Raw genomic sequence first — 12,898 nt, 5'->3', positions numbered from 1 at the left:
GTCTCACCCCGCCGTCGTTGTTCAGCAGGTTTCAGCGAATCAAGCGAACCAGATGCCGATCTCACGCTCTGCCGACTCGGGTGAATCGGAACCGTGAACCAGGTTTTTCTGAACCTTCTCGCCCCAGTCACGGCCCAGGTCGCCACGAATGGTGCCCGGAGGGGCGGTGGTCGGTTCCGTGGAACCAGCCAGGCTGCGGAAGCCCTCGATCACGCGGTTGCCCTCGACCACGGCTGCAACCACGGGACCGGATCCCATGAACTCGACCAGCGGCTCGAAGAAGGGCTTGCCCTGGTGCTCCTCGTAGTGCTTTTCGAGGATGTCACGCGTGGCCTGCACGAGCTTGAGGTCCACGATCTTGTAGCCCTTGGCCTCGATGCGAGCGAGGATCTGACCGGTCAGGCCGCGCTCCACGCCGTCGGGCTTTACCAGCACCAGGGTGCGTTCCGTCATCTGCGTCTCCTTGATTTCGTTCTCGTCAGAGGTACCGCGACCAGCCTACCGGCCGGTGGCCGCGGCCCGGGTACTCAGGCACGTTCTCCCGGGTGCTCGGCTTCCCATTGCTCCTGGAGCCGGTCACGCTCACGGTTCTCGCGGTCGATGGTGGTGCCCTTGACCACGGCGTACCACCACGCGAGCGCGCACAGCACACCGATGACGAACATGGCCGGGAGCAGGAAGCCCGTGGCAATGAGCACCAGTTGCAGCACCCAACCGATCACGTAGCCGCCCGGTCGGCGCACCATGCCGCACGCGAGCAGGAACACGAGCGTGAGGAGCACGCCTCCGCCCACGAGTAACCACTGTTGGGTGGTTCCCCAGTCCCGGGCGAGGATTCCGAATGCTGCCAGGGTCGCGAAGAAGATGATGAATGCTTCGATCGACAAAACGGACACCGCAAACATCGCTTTGATCGAGCGGCGGGGTTTCTTCTGGCCCGGGCGCCACTCACGCTGGGCCTTGGTCATTTTTGCCATGCTCGGTCCTCCCCGGAGGCTCGGTGATTATCAGAGTCCGAGGAGCGCACGGGCCTCACCCACCACGGTGATCGAACCGGTGATCAGTATGGCGCCGTCGAACTCCTGGCGGTCGGCGGCGTCCTGCACGGCCGAGGCGATCGCATCATCCAGACGGTCCTGAGCATGCACCATGTCCTCGTCGAAGCCCATGTCCGCGGCGATGTCAGCCAGTTCCTCCGGCGGAATCGCCCGCGGGGACCGGGAGTGGCTGCACCACAGTTCCAGTTCGTACTCACTGTATTCCTCGGCGAGCACACGCAACATGGTCTCGACGTCTTTCTCGCGCAGGATTCCTACCACCAGGTTGAGCTTGGCGAACGTGAAGGATTCCCGCACTGCCTGGGCCGAGGCCTTGAGCCCGTGCGGATTGTGAGCGGCGTCCAGCAGCACCGGGGGTGCCTTGCGCGCCAGCTCAAGCCGACCGGGTGACGTCACCGCGCCCAGACCGGTGACCAGAAGCTCCTGGTTGAGGGGTCTGTCTCCCCCGCCCAGCAGTGCCTCAACCGCGGCAATGGCCAGCGCAGCGTTTTCTGCCTGGTGCTCGCCGAACAACGGGAGCATGAGATCGATGTACTCGGCGGCCAGCCCCTGCACGGCCATGATCTGCCCACCCACCGCAATGGTGCGCCCGCGCACACCGAACTCCACACCCTCGAAGCGGAACTGCGCCCCAACCTCCTGGGCGCGTTCCAGCAGGATCTGGGCCACCGCGGGGTCCTGCGCTGCAGAAATCAGGAAGCCGCCCGACTTGATGATCCCCGCCTTCTCCAGCGCGATGTCCTGCAGCGTGTCGCCCAGCATCTCGGTGTGATCGAGGTCCACGGGCGTCACGATGGACACTGCGGCATCCGCCACGTTGGTCGCGTCCCAGCTGCCGCCGATCCCCACTTCCAGGACCATGACGTCAACGGGTTCGTCCGCGAAGACCGCGAACGCCAAGATGGTGAGCACCTCGAAGAAGGTGAGCCGGGATTCCTCGCGCTCTGCCAGTTCGGTATCCACGAGCTGCAGGTACGGGGCGATCTCCCCGTAGATCCGCACGAACGTCTCATCCGCCACGGGTTTCCCGCCCAGGCTGATGCGTTCGGTGACCCTTTCCAAGTGCGGGCTCGTGTAGCGACCCACCCGGAGGTCGTGAGCCAGCAGTAAGGATTCGACCATGCGCGCGGTCGAGGTCTTGCCGTTGGTCCCGGTGATGTGGATGACCGGCGCACTCTTCTCAGGATTACCGAGGATGTCAACGGCGCGTTGGACCGCATCCAGGCGCGGTGCCATCTGGTTCTCCGGCGCACGGTCGAGTAGTTCTGCGTACACCTCTTCCACTGTGTGAGGAGGCGAAACGTTCCACGCGTCACTCATCAGTTCACCACCTTCACGGTCACCGAGGACTCGTCCGTAACAATGACCTCCAGTTCACGGCTCAGGGTCTCCCCCGCCACGAGGTCGCGATTTGCCTCGATCGCCGCACACGTTTCCGCATCCCCATGGATGGTCGTGTGGATCCGGTCCGAGACATTCAGATCAGCGTTCTTCCGCTCCTGCTGGATGGCGCGGATCATGTCGCGAGCGGCACCCTCGGCACGCAACTCGTCGGTCAGCTCGGTGTCGAGTACCAGGAAGCCGCCCTCGGGCAGGACGGTGACGGCGCGCGCGGCGGTCTCTGCGGCGTCGTCGACGACCGTGGCCAGTTCGTACTCGCCGGACTCCAAAGCGATGTCACCCGCGCTTACGGCGCCGTCCTCGGATACCGACCAGTCGCCGGACTTGGCCGCCTTGATGACCTGCTGGACCTGCTTGCCCAGACGCGGTCCGGCGGCCCGAGCGTTGACCTTGAGCTGTTGTGAGATCCCGAAGTCCGCGGGTGAGACCTCCGAGGAATCCAGCAGGGTCACGCCCTTGAGGTTCAGCTCGTCGGCAATGATCGACTCGAACGTTCCCGCGAGCCGCTGGCCCTCGGGAACCGCCACGGTGAGACCGGCCAGCGGCTGGCGCACGCGCAGATTATGGGCCTTGCGCAGCGCGGAACCGGACGAGCAGATAGCGCGCGTGCGGTTCATGAGCGTCATCAGGTCCTCGTCCTGCGGGAACTGGGAGGCATCCGGCCAGTCCGTCAGGTGCACCGAACGACCGCCGGTCAGTCCGCGCCAGATCTCCTCGGTGACCAGGGGCAACAGGGGTGCGGCAACGCGGCACACGGTCTCCAGGCACGTGTAGAGCACGTCGAAGGCCTGGGTGTCCTCGTCGAAGAACCGCTCGCGTGAACGGCGCACGTACCAGTTGGTGAGCGAGTCCATGTAGGAGCGCAGGCTCTCGGCGGCCGACCAGATGTCGTAGTCGTCGAACTGCTGTTTGGTCTCGGACACCAGACGCCCGGTCTCAGCCAGAATGTAGCGGTCCATCACGTTCTCGGCGGTGTAGCGCAACTGTGCCTCGTACCCGGAGCCGCCGTTGGCGGCGTTCGTGTACAGGCCGAAGAAGTGGTAAACGTTCCACAGTGGCAGCATCATCTGACGCACGCCCTCGCGGATGCCCTGCTCGGTCACGACCAAGTTGCCGCCGCGCAGGATGGGCGAGGACATCAAGAACCAGCGCATGGCGTCCGCACCGTCTCGATCGAAGACCTCGTTGACGTCCGGATAGTTGCGCAGGGACTTGGACATCTTCTGGCCGTCCGAGCCCAGGACGATGCCGTGGGAGATCACGTTACGGAAGGCCGGGCGGTCGAACAGAGCCGTGGCCAGCACGTGCAGCAGGTAGAACCAACCGCGGGTCTGACCGATGTACTCCACGATGAAATCGGCCGGGTTGTGGGTCTCGAACCAGTCACGGTTCTCCATGGGGTAATGCACCTGTGCGTAGGGCATGGACCCGGAGTCGAACCAGACGTCCAAGATCTCCGGCACGCGGCGCATCACCGACTTACCGGTGGGGTCATCCGGGTTGGGGCGAGTGAGGTCGTCGATCCACGGACGGTGTAGGTCCACCTGACCTTCCGCGTTGCGCGGCAGAGTGCCGAAGTCCCGTTCGATCTCGGCCAACGAGCCATAGACGTCGCGGCGCGGGTAATTGGGGTCGCTGGACTCCCACACCGGGATGGGTGAACCCCAATAACGGTTGCGGGAAATCGACCAGTCGCGGGCGTTCTCGAGCCACTTACCGAACTGACCGTCCTTGACGTTGTCCGGGATCCAGTTGATCTCCTGATTGAGTGCGACCATGCGGTCCTTGATGTCCGTGACCTTCACGAACCACGAGGAGACCGCGCGGTAGATCAAGGGGTTACGGCAACGCCAGCAGTGCGGATAGGAGTGCACGTAGCTGGACTCACGCACCAGAACGTCCTGGGCACGCAGGTCACGGATCACGGTGCGGGCCACTTCTTTGTCGAACACGTTGTGTCCGGCGATCCCGGCCAGGGGCGCCCCGGAAGCCAGGGACTCGTCCTTGAAGAAGTCGTAGAACACGCCGGCCTCGTCCACGGAGAGCACCACCGGGATGTCATAGCGGGCACACACGTTCTGGTCGTCCTCACCGTAGGCCGGGGACTGGTGGACCAGACCGGTGCCGTCAGTGGTGGTGACGTAATCGGCAACGAGGATCTGCCACGCGGTGCCGGTGCCAAAGCGTTCGGCATCCGTGAAGTAATCCCACAGCGGCCGGTAACGCACGCCTTCCAGCTGGGCGCCGGTGAAGTGCGCGGTGACGGCATCGTGGGCGGCCGCGTCGGGATCCTCCTCGTCTGCGAAACCCAGGTCCTTGGCGTAGCCGGCCAGCAGGTCGGAGGCAATCAGGTAGCGGCGCTCGGCCAGCTCTCCCCCGCCGTTGACCAACACGTAGTCGATGTCCGGGCCCACGGCGAGCGCCTCGTTGGTGGGCAGGGTCCAGGGCGTGGTGGTCCAGGCCAGAGCCTGCGCTCCGGCCAGCTGGGACACAACGTCGGGCTGGGCGGCCCACGAGGTGTCGTCGAGGATCTCGAAGCCCACGGTGACCGTGGTGTCCTGACGGTCCTTGTAGACGTCGTCGTCCATGCGCAGCTCATGGTTGGACAGGGGCGTCTCGTCCTTCCAGCAGTACGGCAGCACGCGGTAGCCGGAGTAGATCAAGTTCTTGTCGTTGAGGGACTTGAACGCGGCCATGACCGATTCCATGTACTCGACATTGAGCGTCTTGTAATCGTTGTCGAAATCGACCCAGCGAGCCTGGCGGGTCACGTAGTCCTGCCACTCGGTGGCGTATTTCATGACGGAAGCGCGGCAGGCATCGTTGAACTTGTCGATGCCCATCGTCTCGATTTCGTGCTTGTCGGTCATGCCCAGCTGCTTCATGGCCTCGAGCTCGGCCGGCAGCCCGTGGGTGTCCCATCCGAAGCGGCGCTCCACGCGGCGACCCTGCTGGGTCTGGTAGCGGGCCACGAGGTCCTTGACGTAGCCGGTGAGCAGGTGCCCGTAGTGGGGCAGGCCGTTGGCAAAGGGAGGGCCGTCGTAGAAGACGAATTCGTTGGAACCGTCCTGGCCCCGTTCGCGCTGGTCGATGCTGGCCTGGAAAGTATCGTCGTTCTTCCAGTAGTCGAGAACTCGCTCCTCGACCTGCGGGAAACGCGGGGCGGACGGGACGCCCTGGGCGTTGGGGTCGGTGCTTACCTTGGGGTAAACGGGTGAATCAGTCACGGTGCTCCATCCTGAGACGTCAGTAAATTCAGGATGCGAGGACGCTAGGGCGTACGGAGTACGCCGGTGGCGCGGTACCACCTCGCTTACTCGCACCGTGACGTTCCTCGTTCGGAACGACGACGCCGCGAGTCGCTCATTCGTAGGCTGTCACGGGCCCACCCGTTCGGTTCTACTGAGACTGCCCCTGGGGGCCAATCCGTTCTTCCGAAGACTCCCCGGTGATGGCCGGTTCACAGTCCGTGTGCGCATAGAGTGCACCGCGCCATTCTAACCCCACGGGGGACTCAGTCGTCATCCCAGTCGTCGTCGCACTCCCACTCGTCGTCATCCCACTCGCACACGCTGCTCAGGGCGGGTGCCTGGGGAACGGACACGGGTGCTTGCGGAACCGGTGCGGGGGCAGGTGCTGCTGGAGCCGGCGGAGGTGCCGGGGCGGCCGGGCGCTCGGCCGGGGCGGGGGCTGCGGGAGCCGGAGCCTGGGCGGGCTCGGCCGGCGCGGGCGCGTCGTCGCTCTTCTTCTGGTCATCGGCCTTCTTGTCCTCCGCCTTCTTCTTCTCGGCGGACTGGTCGGCCTTCTTGGAAGCCTCCGGTGTAGCTGTGTCGGAGGGCGAAGCGGACGGCTTGGCGCTCTTGCTCGCGCCGTTAGTGGGCGAGGAGCTGGGGTCGGACTGCGGGGTGACCACAACGCCGGGAACGGGTGTGGCCTCGTTGGAGTCCATGGGCATGATGACGATGGCCGTGGCCGTTGCGCCGAGTGCCGTCAGGATTACCGCGTTCCGAAGCGTTTTCATGCTTCAAGTCTGATGCGAGACGATGAAACCACCGTGAACCGGATATGAGGAAACTCTCATAATCGGCTCTTTTGGGTCTTTTGAGACTATGACTCCTGGGGATCCACGAGCTTGTAACCCGCTCCTCGAACGGTCACGAACCGGTCCGCCCCTATTTTCTTACGGAGGTACCGCAGGTAGACCACCACCACGTTGGACGCGCCGTCGTAGTCGTATCCCCACACCCGGGACAGGATGATCTCCTGGGTCAGCACCTGGTTGGGGTGTTCGAGGAACAGCGAGAGCAGCGCGTATTCGCGGCTGGACAATTCCACCTCACGCTTCTGCGCACCGGTACCCACCGTGGCAACCCGGGTGCGGAGGTTCAAGGAGAGGTCCCCGAATTCGCGAATCTCCTGGGTGGGCTGGGTGGCGGTACCGCCGTTGCGTTCACGAGCGCGCAGTTTGATGCGTGCGAGTAACTCCTCGAAGCGGAAGGGTTTGGCCAGGTAATCATCAGCCCCGCCCTCGAGCCCGTGCACGGTGTCCTCGACCGAATCCCGGGCGGTGCACATGAGCACGAGGATGTCCGTTCCCATGTCCCGCAGTGCCCGCAACACGGCGAAACCGTCCATGCGAGGCAACCCCACGTCCAGGACCAACAGATCGAACTCCCCGCTGCTTGCGTAGTCCAGCGCCGTGATGCCGTCCTCCACCACGGTGGGCGTGTAACCGTGAGCCTTGAGACCGCGGGCCACGAAACGAGAAATCCGGGGTTCGTCCTCGGCAATCAGAATTCGCATGTCAGCGCTCCTTGGGATCGATCACGTGGGTGTTGTCCTGCGGGAATATGATGGTGAACGTGGAACCGTGGCCGGGCCTGGAAGTGAGGCTCACGGACCCACCGTGGGCCTCGGCAATGGCCTTAACGATGGCCAGTCCCAGACCCGAGCCCGATTCGCCCCCGCTCTCGGAGACGCGGGCGAAACGTTCGAAGATCCGTGCCTGGTCCGCCCCGGCAATTCCGATGCCTTCGTCGCGGACCCCCACCATGATCATTGACTGGCCGGACAAGGTCATGTGCTGAACTTTCAGCTCGATCTTCGTATTCGGTTCGCTGTAACGCACCGCGTTGGCCGCCAACTGCACGACCGCCTGCGTCAGTCGATCCTCATCCGCCCGGGCCACCACGTCTGTGCCGGAATCAAGCAGCCACTCGCGCGGTCCCAGGTGCTCGATCCGGGAGAACGCAGTTCGGGCGAACTCCGCCATATTGACGTCCTTGAACTTCACGAAGTCCGGTCGCCCGGTCTTGGCCAGGGTGGACAGGTCAGTCACCAGGCTGTTCATACGGTCCAGTTCATCCAGGGCAATTTCGTGCCCTTCGGCCACGTCCGCGGGGTCCTCGGGGTCGGTGGTTTCCAGCGTGCCTCGAACAATGGTCAACGGCGTGCGCAGCTCGTGGGAGACATCAGACATGAATTGTCGCTGATGCGCGTAACCCTCTTGGATGCGCTCGAGCATGCGGTTGAAGTTCTGGGCGAGTGCGGCGACGTCGTCCCGGGTGCCCGGGTCGGGAACGCGGCGTTCGAGGTCGTAAATGGTGATTTCCCGCGTGGCATCGCGCAGGTCACCAATGGGACGCATGAGCTTGCCCGTCACGACCAGACCGACCAGGGCGGAGGCCAGCAGCGTGGCCAGGCTGACCACGGTGTAGGTAATGGCCGAGGTCCAGATCTGATCGCGCTGACTCTGGATCTTATTGGCCGCCACGAAGATTCCGGGGGTTTCGTCGCTGTACAGGTCCACGGAGGCAATTGCGGCCGGTACCGCCTCGCCGTCGACCGACAGGTCGGTGAAGATGGTCTGCCCGGGTTGATGCGCGGAAAGGATCTGCTCGACCGTCTCCGGGTGGCCCAGTTCGAAAGCCTGTCCCTGGGGCTTGAACTGCGGCCTGTCGTCGAGGAATGCGAGGAACGCCTCGTGTTCACCGGGAACCGCGGTCTGAATTGCGGCGTGCATCAGATCCTCGGTGCTTTCGTCCTCCCCCACCTCGACCTGCCGGAGCTCGGCAATCCGCTGGAACTCGTCGACTTCCTGCAACAATTCCGCGTTGACTCGGTCTTCCAGAACTGAAAATTGCACGTAATAGCTGACGAATCCCGCGATCAGCAGCCCGCCGGCCATGAACGCGAGCATCGTGGACAGGATGCGAACACGCACGGACCGCGCAGACAGGTCCTTGCTGAGTGGGCCGTTCACTGTCACCTTCCGATGCGTCGATGCCGAGGGCAGCGCGCATCACACCCGCCGGGCAGCGGTTACTCCGTGGCGCGTCCCCGTTTCCAATATCCCATGAACGATATGTCAGTTTTCCGAACCCCGTGTGAGACACACATGCGTCGCAACGATTTCACGGCCGATGATTCCGCGGCCAGGAACCAGTACGGACCTTGTCCGGCGGCATCCGCGGTGGCCCACACGAAGTCACCGCTCTCTTCCTCGCCTTCCTCACATGACGACGCCGCGTGGCGCGCCGTCACCACATGGCCCTCCAATTCTTGCCGCAACCAGGACTCCAGACGCTCGTTGCGTTCGGAGGTGGTGCCACGGGTGAGCCAGGTCCATGTCAGTTCGGTGCCGCTCTCGAGCGTCAGATGAATTTCGCCGTCGCGTTCCACGCCCCGGGACAGCACCGCAGGCCCGGCCGAGAGAGTTGCGTCACCCTCGGTGGGAACTTCCACGGCCACGTGCAGTGATTGTGGGGCGCCGGACTTATCCGCAGTGCCAGCTCTCAGCGACACGGACCGATCCACGCAGTCGACGATCGCCGCTGCCGCGGGTAGCGCCGTTTCGTCGCCGGCGACGACCACCTGATTGTTCAGAGCGCGCTGTTCATCCCAGCCGGCCCACCACGTACCTGACGCTGAGGGCACCATCAGCTGGACCGTGTCCCCGGGAGACAGTTCAGACCCCCACTTGGCACCGGGGCCCAGTCCGCCGTGGTCTTCGTCCTCGTGCACCACCACGTCGATGTCCATCTCGGGAACGTGCTCGGTGGGGTCACGGAACCCACCGGTCAACACGCGCGCGTCGCGCAGAGTATAGGTGCGGATCCAGCCGCGCTCGGACTCGGGCCGGGACAAGAACTCTTGCCGCCAGTGACTCATATCGGAGGTGTCCACAGCAACGTGCTCGCACCCCGGTGCAGGGATCAACACCTTGAAGTACGCATCCGCCCGGGGACCGGGGCCGGCCGGGCCCCACGGCAGATTCCAGAGCTCCGCGCCGGCCACGCTCACCCGTACCAGGTGCTCCCCCACCATCTCGGTACGGGTCACGCGGGTCATCACCGCTTGGATGTCAGTCATGCAGACCTTTCTCGATAGCGTTCGGTGCGTGGCTTCCCAATATCGACGACGCCGCGCGGCGAGTTCGCATCGGAACCACCAGTCGGGCGTCGGACTCCGGATCATGCAGGACCCGTGCCGCCATCCCGAAGACCCCACTGACGGTGTGGTCGGTCATGACGTCCTCGGCGGTACCGGAGGCCAGGACCGTTCCATCCTTGATGGCCACCATTCGGTCCGCGTACCTGGCAGCCATGTTCAATTCGTGCAGGACCATGACCAGGGTGATCCCGCGTTGCCTCTGCAGGTCCGCCAGGATGTCCAGGACTTCCACCTGGTGGGAGATGTCCAAGTACGTGGTGGGCTCGTCCAGGAGCAGCACGTCCGTCTGCTGCGCCAGCGCCAGCGCGATCCACACCCGTTGCCGTTGTCCGCCCGAAAGCTCCGTGACCTGGCGGTCCAGATAGCTCTCCAGACCGGTCAGTTCCACAGCCTCCGCCACGGCCTGATCATCGCTGGGACGCCACCGTCCGAACGCACCTCGATGCGGATGGCGCCCTCGGGAAATCAGGTCCAGCACGGTGACTCCCTCGGGTGCCACGGGATCCTGCGGCAGGAACCCCACGCGTCGAGCGAACTGCGTTCGCGACCACGTTCCGGTGTCCTCACCGTCCAACAGGACCTCGCCGTGACTGGGCTTGAGTTGGCGGGCAATGGTCTTGAGCAGCGTGGATTTGCCGCAGCCATTGGCTCCGACGAGCACGGTGATGGCACCACGTGGGATATCCAGGGAGATCTCGCTCAACACGGGCCCCGCGCCGTAGTCGGCCGTCAGATGCCGAACTTGCAGCGATGAGGCCCCGGGTGCGGACGCGCCCTGGGCAGGGTGCGGGGCGGGCGGCGTCGGCAAGGATGTCCTTCCGGTCGGATCCTGCGCGTCGATCAACGCGCGCTCGGAGAGTTTCATGCGTCAGCCTTTCCTCGACCGATCAGTAGCCACAACAGGACGGGGGCGCCTGCAGCCGCGGTGACCACGCCCACCGGCAGAGAGATCCCGGGGAGCGCCTCGGCGGCAATGTAGTCGGAGACGACCATGAGTAGTGCGCCCACGAGGGCCGCGTGGTGGGCCAACCCCGCACCGCCGGTGAGTCCCCGGGAAATCGGCGCGGCCATGAACGCGACGAAGGCAACCGGGCCCACCACTGACGCGGCCACCGCAACGAACACCACGGCGAGCGCAAGCGCGGTGAGCCGTACCGGGAGCACTCGAACGCCCAGCCCGGAGGCCAGTTGGTCACCGGTGCTCATGGCATCGACCGAGGGCGCTAACAGGGCGCACAGGGGCAGCAGGACAATGAGCGAGATTCCCACGAGCGCTATGTCGGTCCAGCGCGCCGAGTTGAGCGAACCGGTCAGCCATTGCAGGGCCTCTTGGGCGGCGTAGATATCGGAGCGTGTGAGCACCCCGTTGATCCCCGCAGTGGTCAACGACCCGGCGGCAACACCGGTGAGCACAAGACGCCCGATGTTCGCCCGGGTACCGCCGGCCGCCAGGATCACCGCGGCCATCAGTAGGAAAGCCCCGGCCAAGGAACTGACCGTCACTGCCGCGCCGGACAGTCCACCCACGGTGATGGCAACAACCGCTGCCAGGCCCGCCCCGAAAGACACGCCCATAATGTCCGGGGACGCCAGCGGATTGCGAAGAACCCGTTGGAAGAGATGGCCGCCCAGTCCGAAGCAGATCCCCGTGAGAATCCCGAGCACCGTGCGCGGCAGGGTCACGTCCCACACGATGTAGGTCGCGGGGCCGTCATAGGTGCCGGCGAGCACGGAGATCAGGTCCGGGAAGGCCACCACGTATTTACCCAGGGCAACGCGGGCAAATGAGCAGATCAGTAATGCCAGGCACAGGACCAGGGTGACCCTGCGCAGTTTGCGGTGGGCGCGGCGTCGTCCGTTGTGGACGGCGTCGACCGTGGTTGGCAGGGCGTGTGCTTCTACGGGGCGGTTCGTCAGTGTCTGGCTCACGCGGTCACCACTCCCCTCCGCCGGACGATGGCCACCAGCGCGGGAGCACCGATGATCACCAGAGCGATACCCACCTGAAGTTCACGGTCCGGAAGCGCGACGCGGGCCACCGTGTCCGCGAGCAACACCACCACGGGACCGGCCAACATGCACGCCGGGATCACGCGGCGGTAGGACACCCCCACGAAGGCCCGCACGGCATGGGGCACGAGCAATCCGCAGAACACGAGCGGGCCCGCCAAAGCGGTGGCGGTGCCCGCGAGCAGCACCACGGCCACACCGGCCAGGAGACGAATCAATGTGGGGTGGGCACCCAGGCCGCGGCCCAGCGCGTCCCCCAGGCTGAGGGTGTCCAGGGAACCGCCGAGCGGCCACGCAATCAGCAGTCCGATCACGATGATCGGAGCGGCCAGCAAGAGAAACGTGCCGTCGGGCCGGGAGAGGTCACCCACCTGCCACGTGCGGAAAGAGTTGAAGGTCGCCTGGTCGCTGAGCACCATGGCGCTCGTGAGCGCCCCCAGCCCCGCGGAGATCGCGGCACCGGTCAGTGCAAGGGTCACGGGTCTGGCGCCACCTTTGGCGGCCGCTGCCAGCCCGTAGACGAGCAGCATGGCCACGCCAGAGCCCAGAGCCGCCAACCACAGCTGAGAGCCGGGCGAGATCAACCCGCCCAAGACGGCGCCCATCACCACGGCGCACGCGGCGCCCGCGGTCAGGCCCAGAATTCCGGGATCACCCAGCGGATTACGTGTGGCCCCCTGCAGGAGCGCACCGGCCACCGCCAGAGCCGCTCCCGTGAGTACCCCGGCGACGGTGCGCCACACGCGGGACTCGACCACCGCGGCGTCGAGCGCGGGAATCCCGGTGACCGATTGCGTGTCCCCCGTCACCGCATGTGGCAGCACGGACCACGTCACGGCCAGGTCCACCTGGCGAGTACCCACGGCCACGGAGACGGCAAACGCGACCAGTAGACAGCCGACCAGGACCGGCCACGCCACCCGTGGCGACCGAACCGTGGCCGCGCGGGGTGCCGGGCCAGTCCGGGTAGCACTCAC

11 protein-coding genes are annotated in these 12,898 nt (G+C 65.2%); all 11 read right to left on the bottom strand.

The window, feature by feature from the left end; genetic code table 11:
* Positions 1-39: 39 nt before the first annotated feature.
* The 11 genes from ndk to ABD283_RS01750 all read right to left on the bottom strand — a co-directional run bounded on the left by ndk (position 40) and on the right by ABD283_RS01750 (position 12,898).
* The gene (gene ndk, locus ABD283_RS01800) at positions 40-453 is read right to left on the bottom strand and encodes a nucleoside-diphosphate kinase (RefSeq protein WP_344223348.1); all 414 of its coding nucleotides are present in this window, start codon (positions 451-453) and stop codon (positions 40-42) included.
* 74 nt (positions 454-527) lie between these two features.
* Positions 528-977: a DUF4233 domain-containing protein gene (locus ABD283_RS01795; RefSeq protein WP_344223346.1), complete on the bottom strand. Its 450-nt coding sequence runs from the start codon at positions 975-977 to the stop codon at positions 528-530.
* 30 nt (positions 978-1,007) lie between these two features.
* Entirely contained in the window at positions 1,008-2,378 is a 1,371-nt protein-coding gene (locus ABD283_RS01790) for a bifunctional folylpolyglutamate synthase/dihydrofolate synthase (protein WP_344223345.1), read from the bottom strand.
* On the bottom strand, positions 2,378-5,686 hold the full coding sequence (ileS, locus tag ABD283_RS01785) for an isoleucine--tRNA ligase (protein ID WP_344223344.1): 3,309 nt from the start codon (positions 5,684-5,686) through the stop codon (positions 2,378-2,380). The genes ABD283_RS01790 and ileS overlap by 1 nt, the downstream gene beginning before the upstream one ends.
* Before the next feature lie 287 nt (positions 5,687-5,973).
* Complete coding sequence (locus ABD283_RS01780; RefSeq protein WP_344223343.1) at positions 5,974-6,480, bottom strand: hypothetical protein; 507 nt, start codon at positions 6,478-6,480, stop codon at positions 5,974-5,976.
* Between the two features lie 86 nt (positions 6,481-6,566).
* The gene (locus ABD283_RS01775) at positions 6,567-7,262 is read right to left on the bottom strand and encodes a response regulator transcription factor (protein ID WP_344223342.1); all 696 of its coding nucleotides are present in this window, start codon (positions 7,260-7,262) and stop codon (positions 6,567-6,569) included.
* A 1-nt stretch (position 7,263) separates the two neighbouring features.
* Complete coding sequence (locus ABD283_RS01770; protein ID WP_344223341.1) at positions 7,264-8,721, bottom strand: sensor histidine kinase; 1,458 nt, start codon at positions 8,719-8,721, stop codon at positions 7,264-7,266.
* A gap of 59 nt (positions 8,722-8,780) precedes the next feature.
* The gene (locus ABD283_RS01765; RefSeq protein ID WP_344223340.1) at positions 8,781-9,830 is read right to left on the bottom strand and encodes a siderophore-interacting protein; all 1,050 of its coding nucleotides are present in this window, start codon (positions 9,828-9,830) and stop codon (positions 8,781-8,783) included.
* Positions 9,823-10,776 (bottom strand): ABC transporter ATP-binding protein, encoded by a 954-nt coding sequence (locus ABD283_RS01760; protein WP_344223339.1) that lies wholly within the window; start codon positions 10,774-10,776, stop codon positions 9,823-9,825. Before ABD283_RS01760 ends, ABD283_RS01765 begins: the two co-directional genes overlap by 8 nt.
* Positions 10,773-11,840 carry a FecCD family ABC transporter permease gene (locus ABD283_RS01755; RefSeq protein ID WP_344223338.1) on the bottom strand — a complete coding sequence of 356 codons (1,068 nt, stop codon included), beginning with the start codon at positions 11,838-11,840 and terminating at the stop codon, positions 10,773-10,775. The genes ABD283_RS01760 and ABD283_RS01755 overlap by 4 nt, the downstream gene beginning before the upstream one ends.
* Positions 11,837-12,898, bottom strand: coding sequence for a FecCD family ABC transporter permease (locus ABD283_RS01750; RefSeq protein ID WP_344223337.1), 1,062 nt, complete (start codon positions 12,896-12,898; stop codon positions 11,837-11,839). Before ABD283_RS01750 ends, ABD283_RS01755 begins: the two co-directional genes overlap by 4 nt.

Origin of the sequence: Kocuria atrinae (genome assembly GCF_039531425.1) — a bacterium.
Classification (GTDB): Bacteria; Actinomycetota; Actinomycetes; order Actinomycetales; family Micrococcaceae; genus Kocuria; species Kocuria atrinae.
Note: the sequence above shows the minus strand (reverse complement) of the source record. Positions and strands in the feature narration are given on the sequence as shown.

Bases quoted from the DNA above. Each gene is read 5' to 3' on its own strand.
- ABD283_RS01765 (WP_344223340.1), bottom strand. From the start codon at position 9,830: ATGACTGACATCCAAGCGGTGATGACCCGCGTGACCCGTACCGAGATG.
- ndk (WP_344223348.1), bottom strand. From the start codon at position 453: ATGACGGAACGCACCCTGGTGCTGGTAAAGCCCGACGGCGTGGAGCGC.
- ABD283_RS01775 (WP_344223342.1), bottom strand. From the start codon at position 7,262: ATGCGAATTCTGATTGCCGAGGACGAACCCCGGATTTCTCGTTTCGTG.
- ABD283_RS01760 (WP_344223339.1), bottom strand. From the start codon at position 10,776: ATGAAACTCTCCGAGCGCGCGTTGATCGACGCGCAGGATCCGACCGGA.
- ABD283_RS01780 (WP_344223343.1), bottom strand. From the start codon at position 6,480: ATGAAAACGCTTCGGAACGCGGTAATCCTGACGGCACTCGGCGCAACG.
- ABD283_RS01790 (WP_344223345.1), bottom strand. From the start codon at position 2,378: ATGAGTGACGCGTGGAACGTTTCGCCTCCTCACACAGTGGAAGAGGTG.
- ABD283_RS01795 (WP_344223346.1), bottom strand. From the start codon at position 977: ATGGCAAAAATGACCAAGGCCCAGCGTGAGTGGCGCCCGGGCCAGAAG.